The 15,738-nt window shown below is 59.2% G+C and carries 16 protein-coding genes; 11 read left to right on the forward strand and 5 right to left on the reverse strand.

The genetic code is table 11. The features are described from left to right. Positions 1-107: 107 nt before the first annotated feature. From ACVWY3_RS33195 to ACVWY3_RS33215, 5 genes are all read left to right on the forward strand, one after another. On the forward strand, positions 108-1,121 hold the full coding sequence (locus ACVWY3_RS33195; RefSeq protein WP_456842218.1) for a hypothetical protein: 1,014 nt from the start codon (positions 108-110) through the stop codon (positions 1,119-1,121). Positions 1,122-1,215: 94 nt separating this feature from the next. Beyond that, complete coding sequence (locus tag ACVWY3_RS33200; protein ID WP_456842219.1) at positions 1,216-1,416, forward strand: DUF2934 domain-containing protein; 201 nt, start codon at positions 1,216-1,218, stop codon at positions 1,414-1,416. A 347-nt stretch (positions 1,417-1,763) separates the two neighbouring features. Next, positions 1,764-1,940, forward strand: coding sequence for a DUF2934 domain-containing protein (locus tag ACVWY3_RS33205; protein ID WP_456842220.1), 177 nt, complete (start codon positions 1,764-1,766; stop codon positions 1,938-1,940). A gap of 178 nt (positions 1,941-2,118) precedes the next feature. Next, positions 2,119-2,352: a hypothetical protein gene (locus ACVWY3_RS33210; protein ID WP_456842221.1), complete on the forward strand. Its 234-nt coding sequence runs from the start codon at positions 2,119-2,121 to the stop codon at positions 2,350-2,352. Continuing rightward, positions 2,346-2,576 carry a hypothetical protein gene (locus ACVWY3_RS33215; RefSeq protein WP_456842222.1) on the forward strand — a complete coding sequence of 77 codons (231 nt, stop codon included), beginning with the start codon at positions 2,346-2,348 and terminating at the stop codon, positions 2,574-2,576. Before ACVWY3_RS33210 ends, ACVWY3_RS33215 begins: the two co-directional genes overlap by 7 nt. Before the next feature lie 190 nt (positions 2,577-2,766). On the opposite strand, the gene ACVWY3_RS33220 is transcribed toward ACVWY3_RS33215, so the two are convergent. After that, complete coding sequence (locus tag ACVWY3_RS33220) at positions 2,767-4,716, reverse strand: PAS domain S-box protein (protein ID WP_456842223.1); 1,950 nt, start codon at positions 4,714-4,716, stop codon at positions 2,767-2,769. Between the two features lie 417 nt (positions 4,717-5,133). Here ACVWY3_RS33220 and ligD point away from each other — a divergent pair, with 417 nt between their 5' ends. After that, positions 5,134-6,060 carry a non-homologous end-joining DNA ligase gene (gene ligD, locus ACVWY3_RS33225; protein ID WP_456842224.1) on the forward strand — a complete coding sequence of 309 codons (927 nt, stop codon included), beginning with the start codon at positions 5,134-5,136 and terminating at the stop codon, positions 6,058-6,060. 66 nt (positions 6,061-6,126) lie between these two features. Then, positions 6,127-6,315 carry a hypothetical protein gene (locus ACVWY3_RS33230; RefSeq protein ID WP_456837580.1) on the forward strand — a complete coding sequence of 63 codons (189 nt, stop codon included), beginning with the start codon at positions 6,127-6,129 and terminating at the stop codon, positions 6,313-6,315. Between the two features lie 158 nt (positions 6,316-6,473). On the opposite strand, the gene ACVWY3_RS33235 is transcribed toward ACVWY3_RS33230, so the two are convergent. From ACVWY3_RS33235 to ACVWY3_RS33245, 3 genes are all read right to left on the reverse strand, one after another. Beyond that, complete coding sequence (locus ACVWY3_RS33235; protein ID WP_456842225.1) at positions 6,474-6,701, reverse strand: hypothetical protein; 228 nt, start codon at positions 6,699-6,701, stop codon at positions 6,474-6,476. A 738-nt stretch (positions 6,702-7,439) separates the two neighbouring features. Continuing rightward, on the reverse strand, positions 7,440-7,604 hold the full coding sequence (locus ACVWY3_RS33240) for a hypothetical protein (protein WP_456842226.1): 165 nt from the start codon (positions 7,602-7,604) through the stop codon (positions 7,440-7,442). Continuing rightward, positions 7,594-7,953, reverse strand: coding sequence for a hypothetical protein (locus ACVWY3_RS33245; protein ID WP_456842227.1), 360 nt, complete (start codon positions 7,951-7,953; stop codon positions 7,594-7,596). The genes ACVWY3_RS33240 and ACVWY3_RS33245 overlap by 11 nt, the downstream gene beginning before the upstream one ends. Positions 7,954-8,933: 980 nt before the next feature. Here ACVWY3_RS33245 and ACVWY3_RS33250 point away from each other — a divergent pair. Then, complete coding sequence (locus tag ACVWY3_RS33250; RefSeq protein WP_456842228.1) at positions 8,934-11,258, forward strand: AI-2E family transporter; 2,325 nt, start codon at positions 8,934-8,936, stop codon at positions 11,256-11,258. Positions 11,259-11,352: 94 nt separating this feature from the next. Beyond that, complete coding sequence (locus ACVWY3_RS33255; RefSeq protein ID WP_456842229.1) at positions 11,353-11,718, forward strand: hypothetical protein; 366 nt, start codon at positions 11,353-11,355, stop codon at positions 11,716-11,718. Positions 11,719-12,500: 782 nt separating this feature from the next. On the opposite strand, the gene ACVWY3_RS33260 is transcribed toward ACVWY3_RS33255, so the two are convergent. Then, positions 12,501-13,376: a hypothetical protein gene (locus tag ACVWY3_RS33260; RefSeq protein ID WP_456842230.1), complete on the reverse strand. Its 876-nt coding sequence runs from the start codon at positions 13,374-13,376 to the stop codon at positions 12,501-12,503. A 689-nt stretch (positions 13,377-14,065) separates the two neighbouring features. Here ACVWY3_RS33260 and ACVWY3_RS33265 point away from each other — a divergent pair. Further along, positions 14,066-14,263: a hypothetical protein gene (locus ACVWY3_RS33265; RefSeq protein ID WP_456842231.1), complete on the forward strand. Its 198-nt coding sequence runs from the start codon at positions 14,066-14,068 to the stop codon at positions 14,261-14,263. 173 nt (positions 14,264-14,436) lie between these two features. Further along, positions 14,437-14,619, forward strand: coding sequence for a hypothetical protein (locus ACVWY3_RS33270; RefSeq protein ID WP_456842232.1), 183 nt, complete (start codon positions 14,437-14,439; stop codon positions 14,617-14,619). The last annotated feature ends 1,119 nt before the right edge of the window (positions 14,620-15,738 follow it).

Consider the following 15,738-nt stretch of genomic DNA (forward strand, 5'->3'; position numbering starts at 1 on the left):
CCGGAGACCGTACCCCGCGTCACCAAACTCCGTCCCGCGAATCCAGCCTAAAGCTTCGCAGTAAACCCGACCAAATCGCCAAAACCGCCAAAACGGATCGTTACGCGATGACCTCCAACACCTCCGCCGCCGTGATCTCGCTCCGTGAAGCGCCAAAGAAAGCCATGTCTGGCGCCGAGCGGTCAAAGGCCTACCGGGATCGAAAACGGAAAGCAAAGGGCCGAGGCACCGAAGCTGCTGCACCGCCGCAAGCTGAGCTCGCCCCTTCCACAAACCGCGCACTTGGTGACGAAATACCGCGCGAAGAACTCTTAAAGGCATCGAGCATAGCACCTGCGGCTCCGCCGGTCGCCTCGGCAGGACGCGTCACGCCCCCCGAACTGCCCCGCGCTACTTGCCCCGTCACGCCCGCTCGCGTGGTGCAGACCGCAACGGCGTCCACCATCACGGCCACTGCCGCGTCACGGTTTCAGTTCGCCCCAATCCTGCTCAACGCGGCCGCGTTTGCTTTGGCGGGCGTGGGCGTAGCGATCAACGGTTGGTTCGCGCGATCGCTGGGCTCCAGCGACTTCGCGGGATGGCTGTTTCTGACGCTTGGCGCGGCCGCTGACCTCATTGCACTGGGAATGCCTTCATGTGCCGCCAATCTCTGGCAAATGGGGCGCCGCGGGACCGCTGCCCTCGGGTGGGCTCTCTGGCTGGTGACATTCGTTTTCGCCGTTACGGCGGGCCTCGGTTTTGCGTCAACGAACGTTAGCGACGTGACGCTCGCCCGCGCGTCACGCGTCACACCGGCAGTGACGGCTGCGCAGACAGGCTTGTCCGACGCTATTGCCGCTCGAGATCGCGAGTGCAAAGGTGGGGTCGGGAAATTTTGCCGAGAGCGGGAAGCCGCAGTAGCGGAGCGACGCCAAGTTCTCGACACGGCTCAAGCGGCGGTCGGCCAGCGAGCAGATCCCCAGACGGATGCCGCGAGCAAGCTGGTAGTTTGGACGTCTCGCGGCTTGCTGCGGCCTACGCCGGAAGACTTTGAGATGCTTCGGTTGATGTTGCTGGCTCTGCTGCCGCAGATTGGCGGGCTGCTAATGATGGTTGCGCGCAGCCGCGCGGGAGAAATCTAGGTCAGCAACGACACAGGCACTTTGGAACTTGCTCGGATTGAATCCTTGTTAACCGTCAGCTTGCAGGATGCCGCTCCTAATCGGAGGGACACAGATGTCTGATTTAGAACAGGCGATCCGCGAGCGCGCCTACCAGCTCTGGCAGGAAGGTGGTCAGCAGGAGGGCAACGCCGAGACGCTCGAGGCTCAGCGCGAAATCCTCGCCGCGTCGCTCAGCTCCGTCGCACGTGTTTCGAAGGTCACGCGTGAAAAGGCGAAGCCGACGGGCTCGCGAAAGAAACGCTGCGCAGCCTGATCTTCCGGCCCCGCAAGAATGGCGACAAGCCCCCGCCGTTAGCCGGCGAGGGCTGCGCGGATGGAGGAGGTGAGGCTCGCGGACGAGGTGTCACCGCCAGGACCCGCATTAGTGAAAACGCAGGTTATTGGATTCCGATGCGCCGAAAGAATGAGCAGTCGGCACAAATTGGTTGCTGGCTAGCCTTGGCCTGGCTCATTAATTGCCGGCTTGCGTGTCATCTACGAAGAAGTTTTGGCCGACTTTAGATTGCATGCGCGGAGGGCAAGGTGAAGATGAGCGCTCTCGTTGCCGCATGACAGGAACTCGGGCGTTTCGCCAACGCTTGCTTCTGAAAGGAGAAAGTCATGGCTGGTCTAAGCGAAGAAGAAATCCGCGTTCGGGCGTATCATCTCTGGACAGAGGCCGGGGAGCCGGCGGGACAGATGGACACATTTTGGTACAAGGCTGAGAAGCAGCTTCTTGCCGAACGCAGGGAATTGGGCGAGGTGCCCCCTGGAATGACTGACAATTTGCCCGTCTGAGCTGTCACAAAGCTTTGGTACAGATCGTGCTTACCGCCAGCCTACCGAGATTTTGCGCATACCCTCTCGGGGCTGGAAGGCCGCCGCCCGCGATCATTTAAGCGGGCGGCGTTTTTTGCGTCCGAGCTTGACTCTTAGTTCTTGTTTCGTTCTATTGAGCAAAATCCCAGGTTAGACCATGCCCACACTCGAATTCGTCCGCTCGGAGATCGAGCGCATGCGCGCGCAGATAGGACGGCAGCGCAAGGAAATCCTCCAGCTCCAGCGAGCCGGGATAGGGACGGCATCGGCCGAAGCCCTCCTTTCGCGGATGCAAGCGAAGGTGGACGAACTCTGTGCCCAACGGGATGAGAAGAAGAAGGCTGAACCGCGCGAGATCAAACCGCGGGTGCTCGGGGGACGGAAATGGTGAGGGTTCATCCGCAGTATTTTTCGGATTGGCAAAACCCGCCCGAATACATCAAGGCGCTGGAGCTTGTCCGAAGGCTCGGGACCCGTGAGGGCTGGTGCCGCGATCACGTCCTCGCCATCCAGGTCGCGATCGATCAGTACGCCGAAGCCGCGCTGGGCAACCGTGAGTTCTTCCTCAACAAGCCGTACGGCATCGGGCCTCGGAGCCAGACCGATATCCCGTAGTTACTTCTTCTCGGCCTGGTTCGTTCCGCTTTCTGGGCCGATCTAGATGCCGGTACTAGAGCACTTCATCCAGGCGCCATTGCAAATGCTCTTGTTGACCGGCTTGACGATGCAAACCTCTTTGTAGTGCGAGTAGGACTGCAGGCCCTGGGTGAGGCGTGTGGCGACGAGGCTGGCTATCTGGCGTTTTTCAGGTTCGATCCAGAAGCTCGCGAACCTTCAACGCAAGCCTTGCTTGGGTGACCGGTTTCTCCAGGAGATCGACACCCTCGTCCAGCCGTCCCTGGTGAACGACGGCGTTGCGCGAGTAACCGGTCATGTAGAGAATCCTGAGATGCGGCCTGATCTGCTGCGCGCGCCTTCCCAACTCGCGGCCGTTGATGCCGGGCATGACGACATCGGTCAGAAGGAGATCAACATGCTGATCCTCCTGCAGCAGAATGGTTAAGGCGGCCTGCGCGCTAGCTGCTGACAAAACCCGGTAGTTGAGATCCCGCAGTACGTCCGAGACGTAGGTCCTGAGATCGGCATCGTCTTCGACCACGAGAATAGTCTCTGAAGACGCGCCTTCCGATATGAGATCGTCCGGATCGTCGGGCGCAGGTTGCGCATTGCCGGTGTAGCGGGGAAAATACATCTTGATGCTCGTACCTTCCCCGACCTCGCTGTAGATCTTCACGTGTCCGCCCGACTGCTTGACGAAACCATAGACCTGGCTAAGTCCAAGCCCTGTTCCCTGCCCCGGCTCTTTGGTGGTGAAGAACGGCTCGAATGCACGATTGAGCACCTCTGGAGTCATGCCGGAGCCCGTATCGCTCACGCTGATGAGGACATATTGCCCGGCAGCGAGTTCCGGGTTGATACGCGAATAATCGTCGTCGACGGAGACATTCGCCCCCTCGATGGTCAGCTTTCCGCCATTTGGCATCGCGTCCCGGGCATTGATGGCCAGGTTGACGATGGTCGATTCCAGATGGTTGACGTCCGCTTCGATCTGCCAGAGGCCGGCTCCGCCGACCGTCTGAATTTCGATGCGTTCGCCCAAGGTGCGCTGAAGGAACTCCTGGAGGCCGCTCAGGAAGCCATTGAGGTTGACCGGCTTCGGGTCGAGCGCTTGGCGGCGTGAGAAGGCGAGCAACCGGCTTGTCAGTGCCGCAGCCCGTTGGGCGCCGCGCTTCGCATTCGTCAGCGCGCGGTGCAGGTTCGGCCCCCCGATATTGCGGCTGCTCCGCTCCGCGTTCTCAAGATTGCCAAGGACGATCATCAGAAGATTGTTGAAGTCGTGAGCGATGCCGCCGCTCAGCTGTCCAACCGCTTCGAGCTTTTGCGAGGCAACGAGCTGCTCCTGGACACGTTGAAGTTCGTCCTGTGCCTGCTTGCGTTCGGTCAGATCACGCGTGACTTTCGCAAAGCCGATGATCGCGCCACTCTCGTCCGTAATTCGATCGATGACGACCGATGCCCAGAAGCGCGTGCCGTCCTTGCGCATGCGCCAGCCCTCGGCTTCGAACCGCCCTTTCTCGGTGGCCTCCGCTAGCGCCGCTTTCGGCACGCCTCTTTCGAGATCCTCAGGCGTGTAGAAGGCGCTGAAGTGCCGGCCGATGATCTCTTCCGGCCGATAGCCCTTGATGCGCTCGGCTCCGGGATTCCAGGTTGCGACATTCCCGGAAGGGTCGAGCTGAAAAATCGCGTAGTCGACGACCGCTTCCACAAGCCGGCGGTATCGTCTTTCGCTTTCCAGAAGGTCGCTATGGGCCTGCTGCCGCTCGGTGATGTCCCGCGTCACCTTCGCAAACCCGACCAGGCGGCCTTCCTCGTCACGGATGGCGTCGAGAACGACAAGCGCCCAGAACCGGCTGCCATCTTTCCGAACTCGCCAGCCTTCGGATGCGAAGCGCCCGGTCTCCGCGGCTGTCGCCAGCGCTCTGCTCGGCAGACCCTTCTCTCGATCTTCAGGCGTGTAGAAGATCGAGAAGGGCTTCCCGACAATCTCATCGGCGGCATAGAGCTTGAGGCGCTCGGCGCCCTTGTTCCAGGTCCTGACCAAGCCCTCCGTATCGAGCATGAAGATCGCGTAATCGACAATCGCATTGACCATCAGTTCGAGGCTGCGGGCATCCCCGACAGAGGTCTTTTTCATTTTCGGAACTCGAAAAGGAGAGTGGGATCAACTCAAAAGCTTGGGGCAGGTTCCGAGCCAGCGCAAGCGATTGGTGGCATGGAGGCGAACGTCAGCTCGTTGGCTCTTGGCGGCCCTCGATCTTCGAGACCCTGATGTCTGTTTCCAGAGGTCGGACAGACTCGCGCTTCAACTGCCTAGGTCGTCTTGCGCGAACATCCAAATAATTCGGGACACTTTATCACACCGCGTTCTCTTGCCGTTCGGCTGGCGTTCTCGTTGACCTTGAAAACACAACCAGGAATCGCTATCGCGGTTGTAGCTGAGAACGTGCAGGAACTCCGGGCGCGATTTTGCCTTCGTGACTTGTTGATTGACGTAGGTAGACTGCCCGCCGTTGGCCCCAACCCGACGGCGGGCTCTTTGTGAGTTGCGTTAGTGGCAAAGCGTACCAAAGCACCGGCGAAAAAGCGGGGGGCTCCTCCGATGCCGGGGTTCATTCCTCCCCAGCTTGCGACCTTGAAGATGAAGGCGCCTTCCGGGTCTCGGTGGATTCACGAAGTCAAATATGACGGCTACCGCATCCAGCTCCACATCAATGGCGACGACCGCCGCGCCTACACGCGAAACGGCCACAACTGGGTTCACAAATTTTCCGTGATCGCCGGCGCCTTCGACATCGAAGGTCAGGCCATCGTTGACGGTGAGGTCGTCGTTATCCACGAGGGGCGACCCAACTTCTCCGAGCTGCAGGCCGACCTCGCGAGAGGGGACCAGGATCGCTTAGTTTACTTTGCTTTCGATCTCCTTTGGCTTGATGGCCAAGACCTCCGGGAGCTTTCCCAGCTTGCGCGTAAGGAGCAGCTCAAGGAGCTAATCGAGAGCAATAGCATCAAGGAGCCTATCCTCTACAGTGAACATCACGAAGGGGACGGGCAGGCGCTGTTCGAAGCAGCCAGCAAACTGAAGTACGAGGGCATCATCTCCAAGCGAGTGGATGCTCCATACCGATCGGAGCGGGTGGAAGCCTGGCAAAAAATCAAAACCGTCCAGAAGGGTAAATTCCCCGTGGTCGGCTTCATAAAAGATCCCACCGGTATTGCCGCTCTGTATCTCGGTAAACAGGAGGGGAAGGAGCTGCGCTATCTGGGGAAGGTCGGCACGGGTTGGAGCCGGACCACCTCGCGCAAGATCAGGGATGCGCTCGATACTGTAGTCAGCCCGAAGAGTAGATTGAGTAAGCCACTCAAAAAACCCAGAGCCACGTGGGTGGAGCCAAAGTTTGTTGCTGAAATCGAGTATCGCGACATAACTTCCGAAGGACTGCTACGCGCCAGCTCGTTCAAAGGTTTAAGTCGAAAATAACTTATGTTCCTGCGGTGATCTGCACGCGGACGTACAATCAATACCCATCAGCAGAAGGAACATACGATGGGATTGAAGCGCAGGCGATTCAAGCAGACCGATTCTCTAGAAACGCGACTGGAGCAATTTGCACAGGACATGCGTGAGCGGGCGGATGGAAAGCCTCCCGGCGACGAGCGCAACGCCTTGCTCAAGCGAGCACGCAATGCAGATCAAGCAATCGACATTGAGCGGCAACTTCGTCAGGACCACTAAGAGCGCCGGGAAAACTCCTGCCACCGCTGCTCCCGCCCCGAGGGCCATTTCGACAGTGCCGCTTGATTGTCGATCCGGCCATGTTGACGATCCAGCCCTCCGAGCGCGCCGATCGCCGTACTCACTGGCCGCCGGAAGCCCCGTTGTTTTTGCTAAGCTCAAGCAACAACATGGGAAGAGGCACCAGGACCCTTCCTCATTATGACTGGCGAATGTACGAGTGGCACTGGGGGCACTTCCCCATTAAGCCACTGCTGCTCCTCGGCCAAAGCGCGCCACGCCGCCTCCATCCTCTGGAAGCGGCGCGCGGCGGGGGAGGTCTCGGCCTCCTCCGCCAGCTCGGCGCAGTTCTCGGCGCACTCCAGGTACTCTCTCGTTTGGTACATCACGCTACTCAGGCCTCAGTGGGTGTTGGACTCTTGCCATTTCTCCAGATCGAGATCCGGCCGGTCCGGCGGAAGTTGATCCTTTTCGGGATTGCCCGTCCACGGCTTGTTCGTCTGCCCGTGGGTTGGCTCGTCTGTTTGCTGTCGAGGATCATCCGTCGGCGTCTGGCGGGGTCTCGGTCTTTGGGGGGCGTTTTCCATAGGACGATAATGGATGGTGCCACCCTCCGTTCCTAGGCGCTCGGTAACCAGCGGGCTGACGAAGCGTTTAAGGGTATGCAGCGCATTGCGATATTAGGTTTCGTGCTGGTAGTCGCCGTAATGCTCGCCCGATGGGGCAGGGATGGCGGCGTGCATACCGCCGAACATGCCGAGCCAGAGAGGACAATCGTCGAGCAGGGCCGGTAACGCGCCTCGTCCGATGTTCGAAGGTGTCCAAATCGAGAAGAAGAAAACGGCCAAAAGGGTAATAGGCGTTAAGTCGAGTCAGGCGGTCACTTTACGCGAGACTTGTTTCGAAGAAGCGGCCTCATGATCTCGGTGGTGGTAAAACTGGTCTCAAAGCCGTTTGGCAGCAATGGCATCTCGTCGGGCTCACCCTTATTGCAGATCGGGCAGGGGGCGCCCGCGCCCCCGCAGCCGCAGGAATGTGGCCCTTCCCAAGGGCGTTCGGGGTGGTTCTCGCAAACCCAATGCGTGCCGTCGCAGCGCGCGCAAGTCATATCGGATAGTGTCCCTTCAATGCTGTGTCGGCTCTTCCTCAACGTGCTGCCAGTGGAGATGCTCGAGCACCTCGCCGAGGTCGCGCATGTCTAGCAACTCGCCGCAGACCGTGCAGCGGATGAAATGATCGCTCTCGCGTTGCAGGCGCCAGTCGCCCTGCGGTTTGCCTTCACGAGGCATAGCTCGCCATCCGCAGTGGAAGCGCCAACTGCACACCAATCGCGCGGCTGAGCTGGTTCTCAATGAAGTCCTTCAAGGCATCATCGATGCGGTGTCCTCCGAACGCGATGCGCCGCTCAAGCTCAAGCGCAACATCCTCTGAGGCGTCCCGCGACCAGCCCTCGACCGGATTGAAGGCAACCACGCGGAGGATTTGGCCGTACTGTCCGCTGAGGAGGTCGGAAATCAACGTGGCATGGTCGATACCTTCGTCAGTTTCCCTGAAGGCGGCGCCATCGCGGAAGTCCTCGAGGACGATGTAAAAATCTTTGTCGAGACGATCGTTCGGAATGATCGACTGCGAGGCCATACGCAAAAACTCCAGTGCCCCAGAGTCGAAGCTAGGGGGTAGGGCCGCTGATTGCGAGTCATTTAATCTGGTTTAATGGCTGCTCGTCCTCATTCGTGCAGGATGCCTATCCGCGCTCAGGCGGAACGCGGCTCCGGCCCTTACCACCTCCCCTCCGTTGGCCTGCGACCGGAGCCGCTACCAAAAATATCCTAAGTTAAGTTGGAACGGGCGCGGCGGTTGTGCGTCTCTGGATAGAGAGACGAGCTATGCCTCTAGCATCACCTCTTACACCTGTGGTGTATCGGTGCCCCAAATGCACCCAACCGCTCACTTTGGCTGACAAGATTTGGGACATCGAGACGAAGCGTTTTATCCGCGTCTTCACATTCAAGTGCGGAGCACTGACCTGGGACAACTAAAGTCGGTCGGCGAACAAAGGGAACAGTTGGACTGAAGGTCCATTAATAACCATGAACGAACCAATCAAGGATTGGCGTCATGGGGCATGTGGGTCCGTTCGGTCCTGGGCGCATCCGTGCTCTTCGCACTCGCGGATGGCACCGGCCTCTTGCAGCACATTCATCACCCAACCACGCAGCGCACGGACCGTCGTACCATCAGCATTGAGATCACTCCTAGCTGCACGAAGCTTCGACCCCAGCTCGCTCCGGGCGATTAGCAAGGGGCAGGGATTCACAATGGGCGGGGCTAATGCTTGTCCACCTGTTCCATAGAGCCCGTACAGAGCGGTGGCACGTCTTCTTAAACCGCTCCAAAAAAGCCCGATCAGCGGTCGCGCGGACCGAACCTACCGTGGTAGTCGGGCTGATTGCCTCTGGCAGAGGGCAGATATCGAACATCTCGAAATATTCTGGATTGGATCAAACCCGTCGATTTGGGGTTGACCTGCCGAAACCTCCACCGAAAGGCTCGCTCCTATGGCCGAGCTGGCTCCGGCGCCGCAAGGAACACCGCCCGCCCGAGCCGCGTCCTCGCCCATGCTCACAGCCGGTGGTATCGTCCTGGCCATCGGAGCGCTCTATCTCGGCCGGGAAATCTTCGTTCCTTTTGCTCTTGCGATCCTGCTGAGCTTCGTTCTCACGCCTTTGGTCAATTGGCTAAGACGTTGGAAAGTACCCCGCATTGCAGCGGTACTAATCGCCGTTTTTGTTGCCTTCATCGTGGTCGCAGGAATCGCTTTGGTCGTCGGGCGCCAACTGGTCCAGCTCGCGACCAACCTTCCCAATTATCAGACCACCATCACCGAGAAGATCCACTCGTTGCAAAGCTCTGCGCCAGGCGGTGGGATTGTGGACGCGGTCACCACGACGATGCAGGATCTTGGCAGGGAGATCTCGGGCGACCAGAAAAAGTCGGGGGCAGCGCCATCGCGGCTTGGCGCAGGTACCGAGAGTCAGGAGCCCGTCACGGTGCGGATGGAGCCGCCGCAGCCAAGACCGCTGGAGCTCATCCGCTCTGTCATAGGTCCGTTGCTGGCACCGCTCGCTACGTCCGGGCTCGTCGTCATCTTCGTGATCTTTGTGCTGCTCGAGCGCGAAGATCTGCGCGATCGCTTCATCAAATTGGCGGGAGCCGGCGACCTTCAAAAGAGTACTCAGGCCATCAACGACGCCGCCGGCCGGGTCAGCCGCTATCTGCTGATGCAGCTCGTTGTTAATCTGACTTATGGCGTTCCGATTGGAGTTGCGCTCTACTTTGTCGGCGTACCGAACGCGATTCTTTGGGGCCTGCTCGCAGCGGTACTCCGATTCATTCCCTACCTCGGTCCTTTTCTGGCCGCGATCTTTCCGGTTGCCCTGGCCATCGCCGTCGATCCAGGCTGGACGATGCTGTTCTGGGTCGTCGGGCTGTTCCTCACGGCTGAACTCATCAGCAATAATGTCATCGAACCTTGGCTTTATGGCTCGAGCACAGGCCTGTCATCTCTTGCGATCATCATCGCCGCGATCTTCTGGACGATGCTGTGGGGGCCTGTCGGGCTATTCCTGGCGACACCTTTGACCGTCTGTCTGGTCGTCATCGGGCGCTACGTCCCGCAGTTGGAGTTCTTGGGCGTTCTGCTTGGCAGCGACCCTGTACTCGCGCCGGAGGAACAACTCTATCAGCGGTTATTGGCTGGCAACTTGGAGGAGGCGGTCGAGTTCGCCGAGAACTATGTCGACGAGTGCTCCTCGCGCGAGCTGTACGATAATGTAGGCATTCCAGCTCTGCGCTTGGCGGAAAATGATCGCCAGCGCAGCAGTATTGACACCAACTACCGCCGCCTCGTCGCAGATACGGCCATCTCGGTTGTCCGGGAGGTTGACGACCATGTCCGCGAGAAAGCGGCTTCAGTGGAAGAGGGAAGTCATCCGACGAAGCAGTCATGCGTCCTCTGTCTCGCAGGACGTACGGAGCTTGACCATGCAGCGTCGGAGATGCTCGCCCAGGTACTTCAGGAGCGTAACATTGGCGCCAAAGTCTTGCCGCCGATCGTGGTCAGTCGGGGAGCATTGGAGCAGCTTGATCTCCAAGGGGTGGACGTGGTGTGCCTGTCCTATTTTCACCCGCAGCCGCAGGTCTATGCCCGATATGTCTTTCGTCGCTTGCGTCGCCGGGCTCCCCAAGTGAAGTTCGTCGTCTGCTGCTGGAATTTGATGGCGGGAATGGAACAGGCGGAAGAGCTCAAGAGGCAGATGGCCGCCGACGCAGCATTCGCGTCTCTGCAAGCTTGCACCGAGCAGGTCGAAGCATGGATCGGTCGGGCGGCAGCTCGCGGCGATGCGCCCCAGGTTACGGCTGATGCCGAGCGGGCGCAGCTCACCGCGCTACGCAGCCTTGGCTTGGACGCCTCGAAACGTCAGGCCCTCGATGAGGCGTCCAGAAAGGTCGCGCAAGCCTTCAACGTTCCGATCGCGCTGGTGTCATTGGTCGACGATACTCATCCAACTGCCGCTGACAGCCTCCCCCAGGAAGTTCGAGCTGGTCTGCACGGCAACCACGAGGGGTCCCTCGATGCGCATGTGATCGCTGCAGACGATATGCTGATTTCTGAGGATGTGACTGAGGATCCGCGCTTTGCCGATGATCCGCGTGTGCTGGAGAGAGGCATTCGCTTCTACGCAGGGGCCCCGCTGAGAACTTCATCCGGTCATGTTGTGGGCTGCCTTTGTGTCATCGATACTCAACCGCGGGAGTTCGCCGATCGAGATCGTCACCGGCTACAGGAGATGGCGAACCAATTGATGGTCGATATCCAGAGCTCCCAAACGACCATTGACGTCGATTCCGATGGCTTGAAAGAAATACATCCCGCATCTTAAGAGAGCGAGCCGACCCACCATTTAGCGGCCGCATCTGCCCGCGGTCTTTGGCCCTATGTCCGCTTCGGGTCGATTGTGTTGGAAAAGACGGCTGTTGCGACGTAGTGATATCAGTGACGAGGCCGGCGCGAAGAAATTGGCGGGCAAGCTCCGCCGGAAAGGTTACCGGCTGGCGGCTCGAACAGCGGATGGCGTATCGCCCTCCTGGCAAATCGATCCGAGGATCTGGACGAGTGGCTGGGCCGGGAAATTAAAGCCAGTTGATGGAGGCCGGCCGGCGCAGCAGGGTGACAGCATTGAGCCCGTGGCGAAGGCTCTCGCAAATCGCAATATCCCGTTCGCATTCGCAAGCGGCTTTGGCGCGGACGGAGCGCCAGAACAATTTCGCGAACAGCCGCGGTTGCAAAAACCTTTTCAGATCGAGCAACTTGAACGCTGCATCGCTCGATTGCTGCCCTAGTTTGAAAAACAAATAAACCGCGCCCGCCCTCATTTAGCGGAGGATAGGCGAGTTCAATCCCTGTTAGACGATCAGCTAGCGCTGGCCCTCATGGCTGAGGTTGTCAATCATCGAGCGAGGAACGTTCACCTGGAGACCGAGTTTCAAGCGAACTTCAACAGGAGACTGCAACAATGAAGATTGCAAAGATTGCCTTGGCTGCGGCACTGGTGTTCGGCTCGATCGCGGCAGCGTCCGCTCAAGGCGCGGGCGGAGGCGGTGCGGGTGGTGGCGCTGGCGGAGCGGGAGCGGGTGCGGGAGCTGGGGCGGGCGGAGGCTCCGGCTCCGGCGGAGGTGGCGGCGATTCTCCGGCGGCTACCACCGGCCAGGGCGCCTCGAGCAGCCCAACGTCCGCGAACCCCTCGGCGACGATGAATGACACCAAGTCGAAGGGGCATGACACTAAGAAGTAAGAACAGCCCGTCGGCGCAGGTTCGCCGGCGGGCTTTTTCCGGAGATGGCATATGCATCGTGGGATCAACAGATGACGAAGGACGAACCGCTAAGGGTGGACGATCTCCCCATTCAGGCTGACGAAGAAAAGCCCAAAACGCGCGACGGCGGATATCTTGGTGATAGCAAGGCAACCAATGTACGGTGCGGAGTCTCCGGAAGATCATTCAGAGGCACCGCCGCAAGATGGGCGTCCGCGCCAATCGTCGCACGGGAACCATAAGCGCGGGGCTTCGGTCCCGCGCTTACGACCGCGGGCGCAGACGTCGAAGCCGCCCTAGCTAAGCCACTCAGCTTATGAGGAATAAATCCTGGTGGCTCACTAGGCCGGCATCAACGAGATGCCACCCGGGGAACGTCGAGTGGAATTGGGTGGAGGCATACTCGAAGCCCGTGTGCGTCGGGTCGTTTTTTCCGGAGTCGAAAAATATGGCATCGAGTCGTCCGCCGGGCAATTGCGCGAGTGCATGAATCGCCTCAGTAGCATTTCCTGGATTTACCTCGTTGAAATTGAAGCCGATGTTCTGATTTATGGCACCGATCGGCGGTGTTCCTGCCGAACCAGGAGCGAGAAAGCTCGCAGTGTATGCGAGAGACTGGCCGAAGCTCCCCGTGAATCCGATGAAATCAACGGCTCCGTTTGGAAGCTGTGTGACAACCGCATCTTGATCGCCTACACCAAGCACTGCCTGTGCACTATTAGAGCCAGCCGCGACCCCGACGGCAAATGGTAGACCTGCTGTATTTGCGATCAAATCGCTCGCGATCAGGTGTGCCGATTGATCGAACGCGAGAAAGTCGAGTTGACCGTTCGGCAACTGGCTAACCATCGTATGGCCCGCCTGTCCCGGTACCGTTCCGAAGTCGAAGCCCACACCTACAATATCCGGCACGACGGCGCCGAGAGCGCTTCCGATCAAATTGGCGTTCGCATCAAGGAACAGAAAGTCGAGTTGTCCGGTCGTCTGGTTTTGCGCCACCAGGTCGGGAGTCCCATCAGCGTTTATGCTATCAGACGCGACAATCTTAAAGTTCGGACCCAGTCCGTAATCGAAGAGCGCACTGTCGACCAAAGTGTCGCCGATAAATTTGAGGTACCCGACTTGGCCGGTCTTATCGTTCTGTATCTCTACGTCATGTTGAAGAGGCAGCGGTAGATCTGGCATGGCACGCTCCCGCTTGTTCAAGCCTGCCCCAAGGACTGCATGTTCTGCTTTGACTAAAATGCCGTCAATGTGAAACCGCGGCGTGGACGGCGTACGCGGACACTGAGTCGCAAGAGGGATTGAGGCGCTAAACTTCACAAAGGTCTTTTTTTGGAATGGGGAAGGAGGCATGCCTCAATGAAGGCCACCAGCGTAGCACCTCGCAAATAAATATTATGCATTCCCAGCGACTCCACTGCATGCGAGCTACCACCAGCCGTGGGAAGCGCGGGCGTCGATCGCACAGGAAGTGTACCCGCGCGGCTGGCGACGCGTGCCCCGGGCTGATGCGGTAAAGGTAGGGCCCGCCGGTTGACGCTGGCGGGCCTTCTGTCCCGATCTGTGAACCACCTCACAAGCGCAATAGGTGTCGTCTGCTATTAAATGAAACATTGCTAGATCAAAGGTTACTTGGAAAATGCCCTCAGCGTTCGCGCCGGGGGTTTCGTTTGCCAGATTCCTACAGGATTGACTTGAGCTGTGTGATTGAAGCTGGCCGGGCGGGGGTGTCACAATACTTTGACAGACGAGTGCCAATTTTGCGGACGCTGGGATTTCAGAGCCCAGACGGGAATGCACGCCGGACGCTCCCGAGCGAACATATTCCGCTCGTGCGGCGTTCAGCATCCTCTCAATTTCGGGAGTTGGGCATGTTTGACGCCGAAATGACTGCGCTTCTCAGGGCGGTGCTTGAGGAAGTTTGCGAGAAAATTCCTGTCAGTGAGACGGGCGCCAGAACGCATGTTGCATCGAAGATCCTGGAAGCTGCGGCACAAGGGCAAGTCTCAACAGATGCGTTGAAGGCGGCAGGCCGCAAGGCCCTGAACCCACCTACAATTTGGCGCTGATATCTTCCCTGGTTGGCCTCACTCTTCGACCAAATCGTATGCGAAGGCGGCTCCCTCGGGGTCGTTCGACCATTTCTCGGCCGCCTGCCGGGTGCCGTATTCGATTCCGAGTGTTGAATTGATTTGCCACTGTCCTGATTGGCCCTAAGGTGGTTCCTGAGGGGGAACATGCCATGAAGGACATGCTTGAACACCTCGCCACGTTGCGCGAGCAGATCCTAAAATGCGAGCAGTTGAGAGATACGGCCAAGTCGCAGATCAAGCGAGCGACGTTCGAGCGAGTGGTCTCTCACTACAAGGTCCTCGCCGCAGAGCTCGAAAGAGCGATTGAGCAAGTAAAGGTCGAGAATGACTAAGGCCGCTGGGTCTGGCGCACATCATCGAATGTACACTTTGTAACACAAGTGATGGACGCGAACCGCACCGAGGGCCACGGTGCTCCTGATGCATCCTCGATCCGAGTCATATCGGTCGCTTGAGGCCCTCTGCCGCCATCAGGCGGCCGTCTCAACTACCCCGGCGGCCAAGCTGGAGCTGTTGGAAATGGCTCGCGAATACAAGACCTTGGCGGATTGGTTGGATCGCCAGTGCGCTGAGCCATATGTTCAATTCTGAACCAAAGCGATTCGGGGTAGTTTACCTTCCATCACCGGCCAAGGCTCTGCCCGTAGGCGTCGGTGGCTGAGAGACCGCTCGTGCTCCCGCCTGCACAACAGGGAGCATCGTCATGATGGACAAGAAGTCGGTCTATCGCGCCCACGACTTGGCCTCCGAGATTGCTCAACAGAACGCCCGTATGCGCGAGATCATCGCGCGAGCGTCTTACCCAAGCCGGACACATTCCTTGGTCGCAGGACCCAAGAGCCATTCCCGCTTGAGGAACCGAAAGAGTAAGGCCGCCTTAGTGGAGTCCTCTTTTCATCCCAACGAGCAGCGGCCCCACCAACGCTGGCACGCTGCGTGGCGAGGCCGCCTGCGCTCCGGGCGGGGGCTGGTGATAGCCCGGAGGCTACCGGATTTTACTCCTACTCTACTTAAGACGATATCGCTCGAACGAGGCACTCACTTCGGAGTGTCCTAATCTGCTCTCGCAGGTACGAACGGCCCCAGGCATCTCCGGGCTGGAGGACCGAGACGCACCGAGACCGCCCGACGCACCTTACTCAACGCGGCACGCCGGTTCATAGCGTCCAGCGCGGGATTCACTCCCGGAGTCTCAAATGATCGAGTGTCCTAAATTTAATCTACGGGTGTCCTCCGGTTAGGACAGCAACCATGGCTCACTTCAAAGAGGCCGCGCTCGGTCATCGTTGAGCAGCCTGACGTAAGTTCCGCTCTCGTGCAATTCGAGCCAGCCGTGCTCGGTGGCGTACCGGGTACCGGCCCCAAACTCCGGATGGCCGCGGCTGCCTTCAAGCCGACGAACTGCGCGTTGATCCGCTCGATGTAGATCCGGCCGTCCTGCACGGACGGGT

The organism is Bradyrhizobium sp. USDA 4486 (assembly GCF_054057995.1).

What these genes read in the sequence shown, in the direction of transcription:
- ACVWY3_RS33195 (WP_456842218.1), top strand. Translation starts at nt 108, where the DNA reads ATGACCTCCAACACCTCCGCCGCCGTGATCTCGCTCCGTGAAGCGCCA.
- ACVWY3_RS33200 (WP_456842219.1), top strand. Translation starts at nt 1,216, where the DNA reads ATGTCTGATTTAGAACAGGCGATCCGCGAGCGCGCCTACCAGCTCTGG.
- ACVWY3_RS33205 (WP_456842220.1), top strand. Translation starts at nt 1,764, where the DNA reads ATGGCTGGTCTAAGCGAAGAAGAAATCCGCGTTCGGGCGTATCATCTC.
- ACVWY3_RS33210 (WP_456842221.1), top strand. Translation starts at nt 2,119, where the DNA reads ATGCCCACACTCGAATTCGTCCGCTCGGAGATCGAGCGCATGCGCGCG.
- ACVWY3_RS33215 (WP_456842222.1), top strand. Translation starts at nt 2,346, where the DNA reads ATGGTGAGGGTTCATCCGCAGTATTTTTCGGATTGGCAAAACCCGCCC.
- ACVWY3_RS33220 (WP_456842223.1), bottom strand. Translation starts at nt 4,716, where the DNA reads ATGAAAAAGACCTCTGTCGGGGATGCCCGCAGCCTCGAACTGATGGTC.
- ACVWY3_RS33230 (WP_456837580.1), top strand. Translation starts at nt 6,127, where the DNA reads ATGGGATTGAAGCGCAGGCGATTCAAGCAGACCGATTCTCTAGAAACG.
- ACVWY3_RS33235 (WP_456842225.1), bottom strand. Translation starts at nt 6,701, where the DNA reads ATGTACCAAACGAGAGAGTACCTGGAGTGCGCCGAGAACTGCGCCGAG.
- ACVWY3_RS33240 (WP_456842226.1), bottom strand. Translation starts at nt 7,604, where the DNA reads ATGCCTCGTGAAGGCAAACCGCAGGGCGACTGGCGCCTGCAACGCGAG.
- ACVWY3_RS33245 (WP_456842227.1), bottom strand. Translation starts at nt 7,953, where the DNA reads ATGGCCTCGCAGTCGATCATTCCGAACGATCGTCTCGACAAAGATTTT.
- ACVWY3_RS33250 (WP_456842228.1), top strand. Translation starts at nt 8,934, where the DNA reads ATGCTCACAGCCGGTGGTATCGTCCTGGCCATCGGAGCGCTCTATCTC.
- ACVWY3_RS33260 (WP_456842230.1), bottom strand. Translation starts at nt 13,376, where the DNA reads ATGCCAGATCTACCGCTGCCTCTTCAACATGACGTAGAGATACAGAAC.
- ACVWY3_RS33265 (WP_456842231.1), top strand. Translation starts at nt 14,066, where the DNA reads ATGTTTGACGCCGAAATGACTGCGCTTCTCAGGGCGGTGCTTGAGGAA.
- ACVWY3_RS33270 (WP_456842232.1), top strand. Translation starts at nt 14,437, where the DNA reads ATGAAGGACATGCTTGAACACCTCGCCACGTTGCGCGAGCAGATCCTA.